The 14,903-nt window shown below is 44.3% G+C and carries 14 protein-coding genes; 7 read left to right on the forward strand and 7 right to left on the reverse strand.

Annotated features, from left to right (window positions below; translation table 11 throughout):
• Positions 1-27: 27 nt before the first annotated feature.
• Together GSF13_RS06565 and GSF13_RS06570 are read right to left on the reverse strand one after the other, a co-directional pair.
• Positions 28-714, reverse strand: a complete 687-nt coding sequence (locus tag GSF13_RS06565; protein ID WP_010607786.1) for a 4'-phosphopantetheinyl transferase superfamily protein — start codon at positions 712-714, stop codon at positions 28-30.
• Positions 715-835: 121 nt separating this feature from the next.
• Complete coding sequence (locus GSF13_RS06570; protein WP_010607787.1) at positions 836-1,402, reverse strand: NAD(P)H-dependent oxidoreductase; 567 nt, start codon at positions 1,400-1,402, stop codon at positions 836-838.
• Positions 1,403-1,509: 107 nt separating this feature from the next.
• On the opposite strand from GSF13_RS06570, the gene GSF13_RS06575 reads away from it, so the two are divergent.
• Positions 1,510-2,397: a LysR family transcriptional regulator gene (locus GSF13_RS06575; RefSeq protein WP_174170892.1), complete on the forward strand. Its 888-nt coding sequence runs from the start codon at positions 1,510-1,512 to the stop codon at positions 2,395-2,397.
• Between the two features lie 23 nt (positions 2,398-2,420).
• Here GSF13_RS06575 and GSF13_RS06580 read toward each other — a convergent pair whose 3' ends face one another.
• The 4 genes from GSF13_RS06580 to GSF13_RS06595 form a co-directional block, all read right to left on the reverse strand.
• Positions 2,421-2,807 (reverse strand): hypothetical protein, encoded by a 387-nt coding sequence (locus GSF13_RS06580; RefSeq protein WP_211867566.1) that lies wholly within the window; start codon positions 2,805-2,807, stop codon positions 2,421-2,423.
• Positions 2,807-4,399, reverse strand: a complete 1,593-nt coding sequence (locus tag GSF13_RS06585; RefSeq protein WP_211867568.1) for a S41 family peptidase — start codon at positions 4,397-4,399, stop codon at positions 2,807-2,809. Before GSF13_RS06585 ends, GSF13_RS06580 begins: the two co-directional genes overlap by 1 nt.
• A gap of 63 nt (positions 4,400-4,462) precedes the next feature.
• Positions 4,463-5,083, reverse strand: coding sequence for an endonuclease (locus GSF13_RS06590; RefSeq protein ID WP_010607791.1), 621 nt, complete (start codon positions 5,081-5,083; stop codon positions 4,463-4,465).
• A gap of 85 nt (positions 5,084-5,168) precedes the next feature.
• Entirely contained in the window at positions 5,169-5,879 is a 711-nt protein-coding gene (locus tag GSF13_RS06595) for a hypothetical protein (RefSeq protein WP_211868965.1), read from the reverse strand.
• Between the two features lie 155 nt (positions 5,880-6,034).
• Here GSF13_RS06595 and GSF13_RS06600 point away from each other — a divergent pair, with 155 nt between their 5' ends.
• Together GSF13_RS06600 and GSF13_RS06605 are read left to right on the forward strand one after the other, a co-directional pair.
• Positions 6,035-6,415 carry a hypothetical protein gene (locus GSF13_RS06600; RefSeq protein ID WP_010376275.1) on the forward strand — a complete coding sequence of 127 codons (381 nt, stop codon included), beginning with the start codon at positions 6,035-6,037 and terminating at the stop codon, positions 6,413-6,415.
• Positions 6,416-6,533: 118 nt separating this feature from the next.
• Positions 6,534-7,703, forward strand: a complete 1,170-nt coding sequence (locus tag GSF13_RS06605) for a DUF3103 family protein (RefSeq protein WP_211867570.1) — start codon at positions 6,534-6,536, stop codon at positions 7,701-7,703.
• A gap of 57 nt (positions 7,704-7,760) precedes the next feature.
• Here the strand turns inward: GSF13_RS06605 and GSF13_RS06610 are convergent, their stop codons facing one another.
• Positions 7,761-9,371: an endonuclease gene (locus GSF13_RS06610; RefSeq protein WP_206471682.1), complete on the reverse strand. Its 1,611-nt coding sequence runs from the start codon at positions 9,369-9,371 to the stop codon at positions 7,761-7,763.
• A gap of 299 nt (positions 9,372-9,670) precedes the next feature.
• Between GSF13_RS06610 and GSF13_RS06615 the strand changes: the two genes are divergently transcribed.
• From GSF13_RS06615 to GSF13_RS06630, 4 genes are all read left to right on the forward strand, one after another.
• The gene (locus tag GSF13_RS06615; RefSeq protein WP_174170934.1) at positions 9,671-11,488 is read left to right on the forward strand and encodes an assimilatory sulfite reductase (NADPH) flavoprotein subunit; all 1,818 of its coding nucleotides are present in this window, start codon (positions 9,671-9,673) and stop codon (positions 11,486-11,488) included.
• A gap of 44 nt (positions 11,489-11,532) precedes the next feature.
• Positions 11,533-13,254: an assimilatory sulfite reductase (NADPH) hemoprotein subunit gene (gene cysI, locus GSF13_RS06620; RefSeq protein ID WP_174170887.1), complete on the forward strand. Its 1,722-nt coding sequence runs from the start codon at positions 11,533-11,535 to the stop codon at positions 13,252-13,254.
• A gap of 38 nt (positions 13,255-13,292) precedes the next feature.
• Positions 13,293-14,033 (forward strand): phosphoadenylyl-sulfate reductase, encoded by a 741-nt coding sequence (locus GSF13_RS06625; protein WP_010607797.1) that lies wholly within the window; start codon positions 13,293-13,295, stop codon positions 14,031-14,033.
• Between the two features lie 104 nt (positions 14,034-14,137).
• Entirely contained in the window at positions 14,138-14,902 is a 765-nt protein-coding gene (locus GSF13_RS06630) for an amino acid ABC transporter substrate-binding protein (protein ID WP_206471683.1), read from the forward strand.
• Position 14,903: the final 1 nt, after the last annotated feature.

The raw sequence follows: 14,903 nt of genomic DNA on the forward strand, positions 1-14,903 counted from the left end.
TAAGTATTAAGTCAAATAGGCATGATTTTACTGTGCGATGTATTCACACTCGGTCAGCACTAAGGCGTCTTTGCATTGGTAATATACTTCCACTTGTTGTCCTTTGCTTAAATTCTTGTGTAGTGTTTCCATCAAAGTGAAAATAAGTTTCTTGTCATCAAACTGAGTCAGCTTGACAGCATCAAAACCAAAGAACTTTTGCACCGTGCTATAAAGTGCCTTAAATATGCTCTCTTTGGCCGAGAAAATAACAGTCAACGGGCAGTGCACTTGCTCGCCGAATAGTGTAAAAATTTCAGCTTCTTCAGGATGTAGAATTTGTCGTTGTAGTTCGACTTCTTGCTTCGGTTTCATATCTCTTTCGATATCAATGCCTAAGCCTTTCACGGCGATATCATCTGTAGCAATCGCAGCCGCGATCCCTCGAGTATGCGTGATACTGGCAACAATATTAGCAGGCCAGATAGGCGCCCGATCAGAGCCGTTAAGCAGTGTAAAGTCACCTTGTCCAAAATGCGCTAGGCAAGTCTTGGCACATATTCGTCCCGCTAAAAACTCGGCTCGCCTTTTCGCTACCGCTTTATCAAGTGAAGCGGGCAGGAGTATATTTTGCTGTTCAAAGGAATGCGCGTTAAAGCTGTCAGGGTCAAACTGAATGCAATGAAAATGGTGTGAGAGATAGGGGGTAAATAGGTGACTCTGAGTGCTTTGCAAAGCTGACTCCCGTTATTCGTATCCATTATTACAAGGCTGATATTGCGCCTCTAATTCGCTTTGGACGCTTAGTGTGCATGAGCTAAGCGTCCATAGCAAGATATGAACGAGAGATTGAAAGTTATTTTAACTTACTTGCAACTGACACCAGTTGCAGAGCGAGGCTTGATACTTTTTCAGCAAGCTCTGGGTCTTTAATTTTACCTTGGTCATCAAATACATTAAATGCGCTAGGTACAGCCAATTGGTCTGCGAGTACTAAACTGCCAATGCCAGATAACACATCGCGGACATGGTTTAGACCGCGTAATCCACCTAAGCCGCCTGGTGAGGCCGCATAGAGTGCCACTACTTTGTTTCTAAATGCTGGCACTGCACCTTGTTCTGTTCTAGAGGCCCAGTCTATTGCGTTCTTGAGCACCGCAGTGAAAGAACCATTGTATTCTGGGCTTGCTAATAGAATACCATCGGCATCGCGCAGCTTGTCTTTTAAAAGTTGAGCACCTTTTGGTGTGCCTTGCGCTTCAAGATCTTCATCGAACATTGGAATATCTAAATCTTGTAACTTGATCACTTCTACTTCTGCGCCACTTTCTAGTGCAAAGTTTGCCGCGGCTTGGATGAGTAATTGGTTGTAGCTGTCTTTTCTTAAACTGCCTGCGAGTGCGATAATTTTTGCTGTAGTCATCTTGCTGATACCTTATTTTGTTTCGTTAAAGTGATAGTAGCAAAATTTTACTTGCACAAAACCGAAATAAACGCAAAGCTTATGTGCATATATGCACAGAGGTGGTTATGGATAAATTCACAGATTGGCAGGATCTTAAGGTCGCTTATACGGTTGCCAAGCTTGGTACCTTATCAGCGGCGGCAGAGCATTTAGAGATCCACCACAGTACGGTACTGAGGCGAATAAATAGCTTAGAAGAAGCACTGGGAACGCGGTTATTTCACCGTCATGCCCGAGGTTATCAGGTAACACAGGCAGGAGAAAAGTTACTTGCGACGGCGAGTCAAATAGACGAGCGCTTGATGGAGTTGAGTACTTCTATTGTTGCTTCGGACAGCCAGCTTAGAGGTAAGCTTTTGGTGACAACGGTCAGTGGTTTTATGGATATGCTGTCGGAGCCTTGTTTGACTTTTCAGCAATTACACCCACAGGTCCAACTTGAAGTCATTCTCGACCAAAAGCGTTTACGCTTAGATCATGGACAGGCGCATGTTGCTGTGAGGGCAGGACCAAAGCCCGATGAGCCCGACTACATAGTGCAGCATCTAAATACTTTAGAAGCAGGCTTGTACGCGTCTTCAAGCTATATCAAGCGTATGGGGATCCCTAAAACACTTGAAGCGTTACAGGCGCATTATTTTGTCTCTGGTGTGGCCGGGTTTAATGCAAGAGTGCCATATTTCGCTTGGGTAGATGAACATATCCCTGAGACACAAGTGACACTTAGGGTATCTGAAACGTCAGACGCGTCGCGTGCCATTGTTAACGGTTTAGGTATTGGTGGGCTACAGCATGATGTGGCAAAACGTTATCCAGATTTACAGCCGGTGTTGCATGATGAGTTAAAATGGTTAAGCCAAGTTTGGCTAGTTACCCATGTACTGGTTCACCGAACGGCCAAAGTACAGGCATTATGTGACGTGTTAAAGCGCCATTTTGCTAATTTGAGTTGAGGCTAATAGACTGAGCTCAGGCGTTATTTTTCCAGCTTTTTGCAGCTAACTTTACTGAGCACGACATAAGTATCCTTTTTCGGATAGTAGAGCACACACTGGGTGTCGCGAAGCTGCAAGATGAAACTTTCATAAGCGAGATTATGGGCACCTAAAATTGGACTGCCATTGCCATCTAGGCTTTGGCCATGCTCAAGCAGTAGTGTTGGACTACGTTGAAAAACGGTGCTTGCGAGCGTCGGTGGTACGCTGCCTTTGAGTTTTACTATAGCTTGCTTGAGTTGTGATAACACCTCGGGCGTAGAGGCCGAGAGTACAGCCTCATTAACCGAAGTTGATGCAGGCGCGCTATTGCATGCTTGCATCAATAAAGCCAAAGCGATGATTTTCAACGCTTTTAGCGGCGCCATTATTGCGGATCCTTAGGCTTCATTAAAATTGCATTTTCCCGCAGTGGATAGACTGGAAGCGTAACCGCATGCTCCTTATTTTGATACTGTGGCAGAGCAGTAGGCGCAAATTGCGCTACATTTGGGCAACGACCGGTATCTATATGTGTCAGTGCTGCGGCGAAAAGATCTTCCTCTTGACTGCCTAGCGGTGCAGAGAAGTCATCTGCGACAATACAGCCTGGCACTTGTGCGCTTAGGCCAATTTCACCACTGCTTGACGCTCCTGAAGGGGTAAAGCCATCGGCATAAGCATCAAAGCCCTTCGCATTTTCCGAACCAAACTGAATGGTATAGTAAACCGTGCCGCAGTTTTGCGCGGGCACAAAGCCATAGGGCTTACCTCGAGTGGTACCACCGATCAAAAAGACTTCAACATCAATGCCGCGCAGGCCATTAATTACATTTTCACTGGCAGAGGCCGTGCCTCGTGTCGAGAGGATATAAACTCTAGGTAAAGTTACGGTGGGTAAAGAGGTGGTTGTAAACTTGTTTTCAGCCCAGTTAATTGCTCTAGACTCAAAAGCGGTGCGCTCTTCTTCAGCAGTACGCTTGTCATTTAAGGTGCTATAAGTGAAGGTTTTGTTTAGGCTGCTGTTGCCCGCAACCATATAGCCTAGTTGCGCTGCCATAATGACGCGACCACCACCGTTGTAACGCATGTCGAGTACTAGGTCGTCTATTTGCCGTGTTTTAAATAGATTAAATGCTTCAATTAATCCTTCTTGGGCTGTTGGAATAAATTGATTGAACTGCACATACCCAACCTGCTTGCCGCCATAGCTAATGACTTTAGCGTTTTGCACCGGTGAGGTTTCAATATCGACTGAAGTCAGGGTGACGGATTTTTCGTTGCCTGATTTATCTTCAAATACAAAGTTATGTGGCTCGCTTTGCTCTGGTGACAGGCCTGCATTCAGCGCAGCGGTATTATCACTTGAAATAAAGTCGACGCCATCTATCGAGAGGATCTTATCTCCACGTACGATCCCTGCATTCGCGGCTGGTGAATTAGGCTCTACTGCGGCGACAGTAAAGTTACGTGGTGGTGATGTGGTTATGGCCGCCCAACGAATGCCATAACCGGTTGCAACACCCGATTGCGCTTCTTTTTGGAAGCTTTCATAAGATTCGTAGAAATGAAATTGATCTTTGGCATTGCCCGACGCCGTCGTTTGGTTTGTCTTTAATTGCTCGAAGTAATCAATAACAGTATCGAATTGTGTTGGATCGTTATCTAGTACTTCGTCGTACCAAAGGTAGGTTTCGTTGGTAAAAGAGCGGAGCCACATTTTTTCATGCATCGCCGTACCAACCTTATCGGGATAAGGTTGGTCGTTGTTATATTTGTCTGTACCCGTTCTTGGGGAGGCGCAATAGTTAATTAACTGACTTGACGCAGGAAATTGATTAAACGTCCAAGTGGGCGGCTCGGTTTGTCCCGTGTTACTACCTGGGTTATCGGTGCCTAACGAATCGCTGCCACCGCCACCACAAGCGGCTAATAACAAGCTCATTGCTGTTGATGCGAAAACTAGAGTAATACGTTGCATCGTATTCACGTTCCTGTTTTAGTTGTATGACTAAAAACTAGCACCGCTTGGGTTATCTCGCAATCACTGTTTCTGCCAAGCCGTGAATAATTTCCGCTGTTGTGGAGAGATTTTTAACCCGTAGGTTTTTTCCATGTAAAAGTACGCATCAGCAATGCGTTTTCTAGCGTACTCTGGTGGTTCAATTCGGCGTAACTTAAAGTCAATCTTTACTGGACACGCGCCATAGTTTGCTTCAGTACTTGGTAACATGCCAAAACGAAAATTAGACCGATCCCCATTGATTTCACCAATCGCTGGAGCAAGGTTGTGAATATCTGCTTCCATCTTCCTGAATTGCTCACTGACTTTACGGCAGTGCTTTCTGCCGCCATCTTGCCAGCACTGCAACTGATGTCCAAATTCCCACGCGGGCACGATATGCTCCCACTCAATGCGCTGAGCACGGGCGTTTTCTTTGCCATTGCGAGTGTAAGGTAACCTCGGGGTATAACCACAACTTGCGGGATCAGGCACCAGCTTTTTGCCTTGCTTTTTGATATTACAATTACAATAAAGCGTGCGGGTATTGTCGGTAACTTGTTGTGATAAATGTTTCTTTGCTTTTGAGAAAGACGTGAACTCTTGAGCGTTAGCTGTTAATACAAATAAGCTAAGCGCTAAGATATAGCAATATCGTGACATAACCTCTCACCAAATGGTGGAATACAGGGAATGTCACTATATCAAAAAAATCATCAATACCAACAAGCGTGTACAGTAAGTCCCTTTATTTATTCGGTGCAGGGCGACGTTTTCGCCAAGGTGGAGATTGCAATAATAACAATATCCCTGTTAGACAAAAGAGTACACTCGTAGCGGCGAAGGAAATGAGCAAGGGGTTATTAAAATCCTCTCGTTCGTCGTAATCCATAATGTGTAGCATCCAAAAAAAATCAAAGATGCGCCACAACGTGCTACGCACCGTCACAACTTCACCGCTAGTTGCACTTAGATACAGCGTGGTGGAGAGGATATCGTTATATTCGACTCGCCAAACATCTTCCTTGTAACCTGCTTCTCTGGGGGCTGTGGTAAGTCGTTCAATATGGCTCACATCCGCTGTAATTAATAGGTGTTGATTGGCCTGTTGTATTATTTGCTGTTGATTTGGAGTGGTAAAAGGTGCGCCTGTTATCCCGTTGAAAATGAGCTTTTCATCTTGGTTGAATTTGATGATGGGAGTATCGAGAAAATGGCCGAACTGGATTTGACGAACTTGCACCGTGCCTTGTACTAACTGATTGAGATCAGCTTGGTACGCGGCGGTGGGAAAGGGGTTATCTAAGCTTCTATGCGCTAAGTGTTTACCATGGATCTTTGCCAATGGGATCGCACTCATGACCAGCCCGCCTAATAGCCAAGCAAAGATCTGTAAAAACAATAAATAGCCAAGGTACTTGTGGAGTTTACGTGCGGGTTTTAGCAGTTTTTTAATCATCACAATATGTTATTCTAGTTGTTCGTGAGTATGATAACTATAATGCACGGTGCTTAGAATGTGACAAATTGTCGCATTGTCCAATAAGTAATGTCCTTATCACACTGATAAATAAGTCATTACTAGATTTAGCTTTACAAGGTAGCTTTTAATACATGTCTGAAATTCAATTTTTAAATGTCGATTTGGAACTGGAGTCAAAGCAGGATATCAGTGCGCTAGTTTCGGATTTAAAGAAAAATGCTATCGTGCTGCATTACGATCAAGATGACTATCGTCAATTGGCTCGAATCGAAGCAAATACTAATGAATTAACCCCTGATAAAGCGATTAACCAACTGTGTGAGTTAATTGAGTCTTGCTCTAAAGCGGCACTTAAGCAATGGCTAGGTTGTACCAAGCGAACTTTTGATATTGGCTTTAACTCAGGCAAGTCGCCAAAGTGCTTTTCGCAAGCACTACAGGCAGATACGTTGCTTAGGATCTCTGCAATAGGTGCCGGTATAGAAATTACTATCTACCCAGTAGAAGAATAAAAACTCTAAAAGCTAGATTAAATAGTTTTATATGTTAACTATGTTAATGTATTGATAATTTATTTTTGTTGTTTTATCTTGTTTATTCCACAACACGGATTATTTCTAGGAACGCAAGATGAAACAACATGTAACCCTCTCTACCCTAATGATAGCCATGCTCGGCGGAATGTCTTTCGCAAGTTCTGCGGCAGACAAGGTTAACCTTAATACCTACAGTTCACTTAAGCAGCTTGATAAATTTAACGCTGCACCAGTTCAAGTTGCTGATATAAAAAAGCAAATTGCGAAAAAATTAGCGCTATCACTTAATCACTTAGGTCCCCAAGTTCAAACTCAACTTAGCCAGTATCAGGATGCAGTTTCACTGGAGCAGCTACAAGTTCAGGGGTCAACTAAGCAGCTCATGACAGAAGCGAGCCAGTACACTCGCTCATTAAAAGGCCTGACTGACTATAGCTCTAATCTATACCAGCTGCGTATTGCTTCTAGCGAAATGCTAACAAAGTGGCAACAAGGTGAAGTGCCATTAATTGCTTTTGCGCCTAAAGGTGATGATAAGCACTGGCAATATGTAGAGGCTTTTGATGAGCACGGTCAATTGCATTTACTTGACGCACATACAATGCCAGAGCGACCTGTGCTAGTTGTTGAACTTGATAGTGATAAGGTAAAACAAGAAGGCATTCAGGTAATGAAGCAAGTGTTTGCCAAGCAAGGCTTAGTAATGCCATCAATAGAAGTGCAGAGCAACGATGATGCTGAGCCGATTTCAACCAGTGTATTGAAGAAAATCAGACTAAATGACGATGAAGAGCCTTGGGTATCTGGGGCTGCGGAAGTTTACGGCATTGTAACAGGCGTCAACCCATCCCGAGATGAGCCTGTTCTAGATATTGTGGATATGCCATATTTGGACCACGATGGTACGGACTATACGCCTAATCAAATTATCATTCACTGGGAGCGATATCGTTGGCAAGCGGCAGATTTATTGCTGATGGAGCAAGACGACAATACTAACTATCAAGACTTAGCAACAACACTTTTGGATATTGTGACGCAAGTGATGCGCGCTATTCCTGATCCTAATGTTCAAGGCTATGCGATTATCCCGCAACTGACGAATCAATTGATCAAAGCGATGCCAAGCCATTGGTTTACTAACGATGATGACTATGTTGATGTGTTTTACACCTTGTTTGAAGGACAAACTTACAACGGGCATATGGGCGCAAGTGGTAATGCGAAAGTGACGATTGAGCCACTTACAATTAACCCTCGCTAAATATTAGCCAAATATGTTATTGAAAAAAGGCCAGTTACTGGCCTTTTTTATTTATAGTTACCAAATTGCTTCGACAAACTCTGGATGGTCTACAAATGGATTTCGGTTACCCTGAAATTCATAAGCCGCTTGGTTGCGCGCTTGCTCTAGGGCATCGACAGGATCTTCGTTATGCCATCTTTTTAGCATGTTGACGACCCAAGTTTCGAATACCTGGTGTTGTGTGCCATTGAGTACTGCATTGCTGTAGCTGGTATTATTTTGCCAGTTTGCAATCACATCTTGATAACGTGTTGCCATATAAAAGTAGACACGAGCAAAATCGCCTTTGAAATTGTCAATTGGCTCAAATACAGTGCCACTGTAATTAATACCAGATGCTGAACCTAGACGACTCCCGTTACTAGAGGTATAAGAAGCGCTTCCTACTTCACCAAATGGATAGTTACTGCGCTTTGAATTTACATAGCCATCAGAAGCAAAAATATGATGGATATCCGAATTCATCGGTTCTACTTGACCGCCAAACCAAGATTTGGGGAAGGAGTGTTCTCGGTTATAGCAATCGCCTTCGCTTCTGTAACTGCCGCACTGGGATCCTGTAGAAACATAGCTAACACTATCATTTGCCGTTGGCTTCTCAGAGTAGCGATCTAAGATGCTGTTATCTTTTTCAAAATGGCGATCGCGCTCGTTCTGATCGATAAAGCCCCAAATAGCAGAATAACCTTGTGATTGGTGGTTACGAATAATCTGGTGTAACTCTGTTTTCAGTGCATAACCGCTCAGTCCAGTAGTAGAGGCATAGTAACCATCGCCTGAAGGAGGAGGCGTGGTTGTGCCAAGCGTAAAGGTATGATCTTGACGATTGCTGAACTGGCCGCCGGAAGCGAGCGTTGTACCCGCGTGCGTTAAGGTATACTGGCCATTACCATTGGTGCAACAAATTCCGTCGCCATAGCTGTCTAAAATCGTAAAGGTATAACTACCGCCGTTAAGGCATAAGTTTTCATTTACTGATTGATTATTGCTATAGCCACTACCACTAGCAACGGTTGTGTTTGCTGTATTAGTGATTTGCCAGCTTGTTTCGCTACCATAATTATCGGTCATCAAAGCGAGAGTGACACTATTATTTTGACAGCTCTGAGGCGGCTCTGGTGTGGTAGAAGTTGGACCAAAGCCGTCAACGTAGACAGTTTCATTACCGTCAAAACCACTGCCATCGTAAAAACGTAAGCCAACATTAATCGCAGTGGTTGCGGTTGCGGTATAGGTATAGCTAAGTTGTTGCCACTGCCCGACATTGAACTGATCTGAATAGCCATGATAGCCGTCCACCACTAATCGTGCTTTGACACCACCTTCCGTGTGATAGACCCAAGTGCTAAATTGATAGCTTTTACCTGCTTCAACGTTTACTTGCTGTTGTAAGTCTGTGCTACTTTGCGTTGCTGTGGTTACCTGCACCGCTGCGGCAAGATTACCGTCTTTTATTGGTGTCGTAACCGAGCTAAGTGTGATGCCCGAGTCTATCGTCGTCCATCCACTAGGGACTTGACCGCTCCAGCTCTCGAAACTGCCATTTGTAACTTCTGCAGCAGCGCTTAAGCTGAGTATTGAGCAATAAGAACTGAGTATTAGGTTTATATATTTCCCGTGTTTCATTTTTAGTCTCATTATTATGATTATCTGTATTATTGATTTGTCTGTGTATGACAGTTTGATTTTGCATCAAAACTGTTACGGCAATGTTAAACTTTTTAACGGTTAAATATCGAACTTCTTTTAATCTGTTTTCTTTGGACTTTTCAATCTTCAATAACTAAAAGGAATATAAAAGCAGATTCTATTCTTTTTGATCTCTCAATTTGCCACGTATGCTTCACGCTAATAAAAGTAGGCTACGCTGCGTGCGAGCCAGTTATGCAATGAGCAAGCAAACCTTTTGGGTACGGGGATCCATGATGTTGTTAAGTCAACTTAATGCTGCAGCAAGTCCGCTGACACATGAACAACTGCAAAAACTACAAGGCTTAGTTGGAGAGTTAAATCCAATCCAACAGGCATGGGTAAGTGGCTATTTAGCTGCAACCGCAAATTCAGCTGCATTATCAGGTATTGCTGGACAAGCAACAGCGGGCGCTGACGAGTCTGCACCTCTGACTATTTTATTTGGTTCACAAACTGGTAACGCAAAAGGGGTTGCAAACCAAATTAAAGCTCAGGCGGAAGCGCGTGGCTTGACGACTAAGTTGGTCAATATGGCTGACTACAAACCTGCCAACCTGAAGAAAGAGAAGTTCTTAGTGATTGCTGTCTCTACTTACGGTGAGGGTGAGCCACCAGAAGATGCAGAAGCATTGCATGAATTCTTAGCTGGTAAGAAGGCGCCTAAACTGGAAGGTGTAAAGCAAGCTGTGATTGGCCTTGGTGATTCAAGTTATGAATTTTTCTGCCAAACGGCAAAGGATTTTGAAGCGCGCTTGGCTGCCCTTGGTGCTGAAATTGTTGTGCCGCGAGCTGACTTAGATGTGGATTATGAAGCTGAAGCCGAGGCGTGGATCGCACAGGCGCTAGATGCATTAGAGCCTGCGCTTAAAGCCCAGCAGCAAGCAGGTGGTGGTAACGTTATCAGCATGCCGTTTGGCGTTCCTCAGGCTGCAGTAAGTCAATATACAAAGCAAAACCCATTTGCGGCTGAGCTGAGTGTGGTACAAAAGATCACTGGCAGAAACTCAAGCAAAGATGTGCGTCACATTGAAATTTCCCTTGAAGGTTCCGATATCACTTATCAGCCGGGTGATTCACTTGGCGTGTATTTCTTAAATGACCCACAAGAAGTGGCGGCGGTGATCGATGCCTTAAAACTCGACAAAGCACAAACCGTAAAAATAGGTGAACTCACCGTTTCATTAGAAACGGCGTTAATTGAACATCTTGAGCTAACACAGTCGTATCCTGGCTTTGTTGAAAAGTATGCGATTGCGACTGGGAATGAGGAGCTAAGCGCACTTGCAAACGATAAAGCGGCATTGCGTGCTTATATTGAAGAACGCCAAATCTTTGATGTGATAAAGCAAAACCCTGCCAACATTGAGGCGCAAGCACTAGTTGATTGCTGTCGCAAGTTACAAGCGCGCCTGTACTCTATCGCGTCAAGCCAAGCTGAGGTGGAAGAAGAGGTGCATTTAACCGTAGGTTTAGTTGAATTTGATACCTTTGGTGAAAAGCATTTTGGCGGCTGCTCAGGTTATTTAGCGAATCGTGCTGAAGAAGGCACGAAAGTGAAAGTATTCAGTGAGCACAACGATAACTTTAGATTACCAGTGGACAATGCTACACCTGTGATCATGGTTGGCCCAGGTACAGGTATCGCACCGTTCAGAGCCTTCTTGCAAGAGCGTGAGGCGCGTGACGCTGAGGGTGAAAACTGGCTGTTCTTTGGTAATCCACACTTTACAGAAGATTTCCTTTATCAAGTAGAAATTCAAAAGTATGTAAAGTCGGGTTTATTAACACATGTAGATTTGGCATTTAGTCGTGATCAGGCAGAAAAGATTTACGTGCAAGATAGACTGCGCGAGAAGGGCGAAGCTGTATTTGCATGGCTTGAAAAGGGCGCTCATTTTTATGTCTGTGGTGACGCTAGCAGAATGGCCAAAGATGTACACCAAGCACTTATCGACATCATTAAAACCCATGGAGGGAAAGATGATGAACAAGCTGAGCAATATCTTAAAGCATTGCGTAGCGCAAACCGTTATCAGAAAGACGTTTACTAACGCGTCTTGTTATACCGTCAGCCAATTTTAATGTAGGAAAGACAATGAGCAACTCTGAAATCAAACCGAATAGTAAGCTCGATGCAAACGCAAAGTTTTCTGATAATGAGCGTTTGAAGTCACAAAGTGCCCACTTACGTGGCACAATTTCAACGGATCTGACCGATCAACTAACCGGCGGCTTTACTGCGGATAACTTCCAATTGATCCGTTTCCACGGTATGTATCAGCAAGACGACCGCGATATCCGCCCAGAGCGCACTAAGCAACGGCTTGAGCCACTGCATAACGTGATGCTTCGTGCTCGTATGCCTGGTGGTATCATTAAACCACATCAGTGGTTGGCGATTGACGAGTTTGCAGCGGATAAAACCATGTATGGCAGCATTCGTCTGACAACACGTCAAACTTTCCAGTTCCACGGTGTACTGAAGCCAAACATCAAAGGGATGCATCAGCTGCTGAATAGCGTAGGTATCGATTCTATTGCGACGGCGGGGGATGTAAACCGCAACGTGTTATGTACAACTAACCCGGTCGAGTCTGAGTTACACCAAGAAGCGTACGAGTGGGCGGCTAAAATTTCAGAGCACTTGCTGCCAAAAACTAAAGCTTACGCTGAGATCTGGCTGAACGGTGAAAAAACCGAGACAACGGCAGAGCCGATTTTGGGTGATACGTATTTACCACGTAAGTTCAAAACTACTGTGACTATCCCTCCGAACAATGAAGTCGATGTGCATGCCAATGACCTCAACTTTGTTGCTATTGCAGATGAGGGCAAGCTAGTTGGCTTTAATGTGCTAGTGGGTGGTGGTTTGGCGATGACCCATGGTGACGTTAATACCTATCCACGTAAAGCAGATGAGCTTGGCTTTATTCCGCTTGAGCATACACTTGCCGTTGCTGAGCATGTGGTTTCTGTGCAACGTGACTGGGGTAACCGAGTAAACCGTAAAAATGCAAAAACCAAATATACGCTAGATACATTTGGTACTGAGGTGTTTAAAGCGGAAGTTGAAAACCGTGCCGGTATGACGTTTGAGCCAAGCCGTCCTTATGAATTCACTCACCGTGGCGACCGCTTTGGTTGGGTTGAAGGTATTGATGGTAAGCATCACTTAACAGTGTTTATCGAAAATGGCCGTATTTTAGATTTCCCAGATAAACCACTTAAAACAGGTTGTCGCAAAATTGCAGAAATCCACAAAGGGGATTTCCGCATGACTGCAAACCAAAACTTAATTATTGCTGGAGTTGCAGCTGAGGATAAAGCGCAAATCGAACAAATTGCCCGCGAGCATGGTTTGATAGATAGCGAGCATTCAGAGCAGCGTAAAAACTCGATGGCGTGTGTATCGCTACCGACGTGTCCACTTGCGATGGCAGAGGCGGAGCGTTATTTACCTGAGCTTGTGACAAAGGTAGAAGGGTTGCTCGCCAAGCATGAGGTTGCTGAAGAGAATATTATCCTTCGTGTAGTTGGCTGCCCTAACGGCTGTGGTCGAGCGATGCTAGCCGAGGTTGGATTCGTGGGTAAAGGACCTGGTAAATACAATATGTATTTAGGTGGTAACCGTGCTGGTACTCGCATTCCTAAGCTGTACTTGGAGAATGTCGGCGAAGACGTCTTCCTGCCAGCGCTAGATGAGTTGATTGGTCAGTGGGTCAGTGAGCGCAACGAAGATGAATGTTTTGGTGACTATGTCATCCGCAAAGAAATCGTTGCGGAAGTCAAAGTGTCAAAAACTGATTTCCACGCTTGATTTAGAACGGGCAGCTAGGCTGCCCATTGGATGAGAAAATGAGTGATTTTAAGCAAATATTGACTCTGGACAGCGCAACTCAGCGGATGCTACTCGCGGATGCTAATGCCCTACTGAGTGATAAAACTGCCGAGCAGAGAGTGGCTTGGGCACTGGAAAACTTACCGGATACTCACTTTTTGTCTTCTAGTTTCGGTATTCAAGCTGCGGTTATGTTACATCTTTTGACTCAGCAGCAGCCTGATATCCCCGTGGTACTTACCGATACGGGCTATTTGTTTCCTGAGACGTATCAATTTATTGAATCACTGTCAGAGCGTTTGGCACTCAATCTTAAGATATACCGTGCTAAGCAGAGTCCTGCTTGGCAAGAGGCGGTGTATGGTAAGTTATGGGAGCAAGGCGAAGAAGGGATTAAAAAATACAATACCCTAAACAAAGTTGAGCCGATGACTCAAGCGTTACGGGAACTTGGCGCAGGCACTTGGTTCAGTGGCTTACGTCGTCAGCAGTCTTCAACGCGTGCGGATAAGCCAATCGTTGAGCTCAGTCGCGGCACGGTCAAGTTTTACCCTATTATTGACTGGCATAATCGTGATGTGTATCAATATCTTACAAAGTTTGATTTGCCTTATCACCCGCTCTGGGAACAAGGTTATGTTTCTATGGGGGATGTTCACACCACCCGTAAGCTTGAACCTGGAATGACTGAGGAAGAAACACGTTTCTTCGGTCTGAATCGTGAGTGTGGGTTGCATATTGATGGTGATGGTATTTAGATCCGTAATATTCATTTAGTAGATTTGAGTGTGGCTGGCTTTTTGACTTGGAAATTCCCAGCGATCGGTCATACTTAGTCTATTATTCGTTCAAGGTCTTGGAGGTGGCTTTGATCTACTTTCCAAAGACGATATTATTGCTATTTAGTTGTACCTTGTCTTTTGCTGGCCACGCTAAAACAGCGGAAGAAAGCAAAACGTTTATCAACTTTGCAGTACAGTATTATCCTCCGTTCATTATCGAACATGCCCAAGAACGGGGTGTGCTCATTGATATTTTTGAGCTGTTTGCAGCACAATATCATTACCAACCAAACTACCCTGTTTATCCCGAAAAACGTTCGACTGTAGAAATCGAACGAGGAAATGTCGATGTGCGGATGGAGTCAGAGCATTGGTATCGTGGCACTATGCAAATGTGTTGGAGTGCGCCAATTTACACAATTGAAGACGTATTTGTTACACACAAGCAGGCTGAGCAATTTGATGTAAATGGCTTAAACGAGCATTTATTTTTAGGTCGATTTGGTTATACCTATCCTCAGCTAGAGCCGTATTTTGATAGTAATATGCTGCAGCGCAAAGACTATTACTCAGAATTTGATATTTTGTCCGTGCTTGCGGGCGGAAGTGACAAAAGTCTCGCTTTTTCTATTGTTGGCGAACCAACACTGCGTTGGTTACAGCTGAAATATCCAGTATTAAAAAGTACTATCAGCGTGCGTGGCGTTTCGGATGTCGCGCCGTTGCAATTGCAGTTTGGCCGCACTCAAAGAGCGAAAAAATTGTGTGATGACTTTAATCACTTTTATGCTGACTTTAAAAAAACGGAGCAATTTAAGCAGATACTGTTAAAGTATGGTCTCTAAG

This window comes from Pseudoalteromonas sp. M8 (genome assembly GCF_018141365.1).
In the GTDB taxonomy this organism is placed as follows: domain Bacteria; phylum Pseudomonadota; class Gammaproteobacteria; order Enterobacterales; family Alteromonadaceae; genus Pseudoalteromonas.

Excerpts from the sequence above, each read along its gene's own strand:
- GSF13_RS06570 (WP_010607787.1), bottom strand. The coding sequence starts at position 1,402 with ATGACTACAGCAAAAATTATCGCACTCGCAGGCAGTTTAAGAAAAGAC.
- GSF13_RS06575 (WP_174170892.1), top strand. The coding sequence starts at position 1,510 with ATGGATAAATTCACAGATTGGCAGGATCTTAAGGTCGCTTATACGGTT.
- GSF13_RS06580 (WP_211867566.1), bottom strand. The coding sequence starts at position 2,807 with ATGGCGCCGCTAAAAGCGTTGAAAATCATCGCTTTGGCTTTATTGATG.
- GSF13_RS06585 (WP_211867568.1), bottom strand. The coding sequence starts at position 4,399 with ATGCAACGTATTACTCTAGTTTTCGCATCAACAGCAATGAGCTTGTTA.
- GSF13_RS06590 (WP_010607791.1), bottom strand. The coding sequence starts at position 5,083 with ATGTCACGATATTGCTATATCTTAGCGCTTAGCTTATTTGTATTAACA.
- GSF13_RS06595 (WP_211868965.1), bottom strand. The coding sequence starts at position 5,879 with ATGATTAAAAAACTGCTAAAACCCGCACGTAAACTCCACAAGTACCTT.
- GSF13_RS06600 (WP_010376275.1), top strand. The coding sequence starts at position 6,035 with ATGTCTGAAATTCAATTTTTAAATGTCGATTTGGAACTGGAGTCAAAG.
- GSF13_RS06605 (WP_211867570.1), top strand. The coding sequence starts at position 6,534 with ATGAAACAACATGTAACCCTCTCTACCCTAATGATAGCCATGCTCGGC.
- GSF13_RS06610 (WP_206471682.1), bottom strand. The coding sequence starts at position 9,371 with ATGAAACACGGGAAATATATAAACCTAATACTCAGTTCTTATTGCTCA.
- GSF13_RS06615 (WP_174170934.1), top strand. The coding sequence starts at position 9,671 with ATGTTGTTAAGTCAACTTAATGCTGCAGCAAGTCCGCTGACACATGAA.
- cysI (WP_174170887.1), top strand. The coding sequence starts at position 11,533 with ATGAGCAACTCTGAAATCAAACCGAATAGTAAGCTCGATGCAAACGCA.
- GSF13_RS06625 (WP_010607797.1), top strand. The coding sequence starts at position 13,293 with ATGAGTGATTTTAAGCAAATATTGACTCTGGACAGCGCAACTCAGCGG.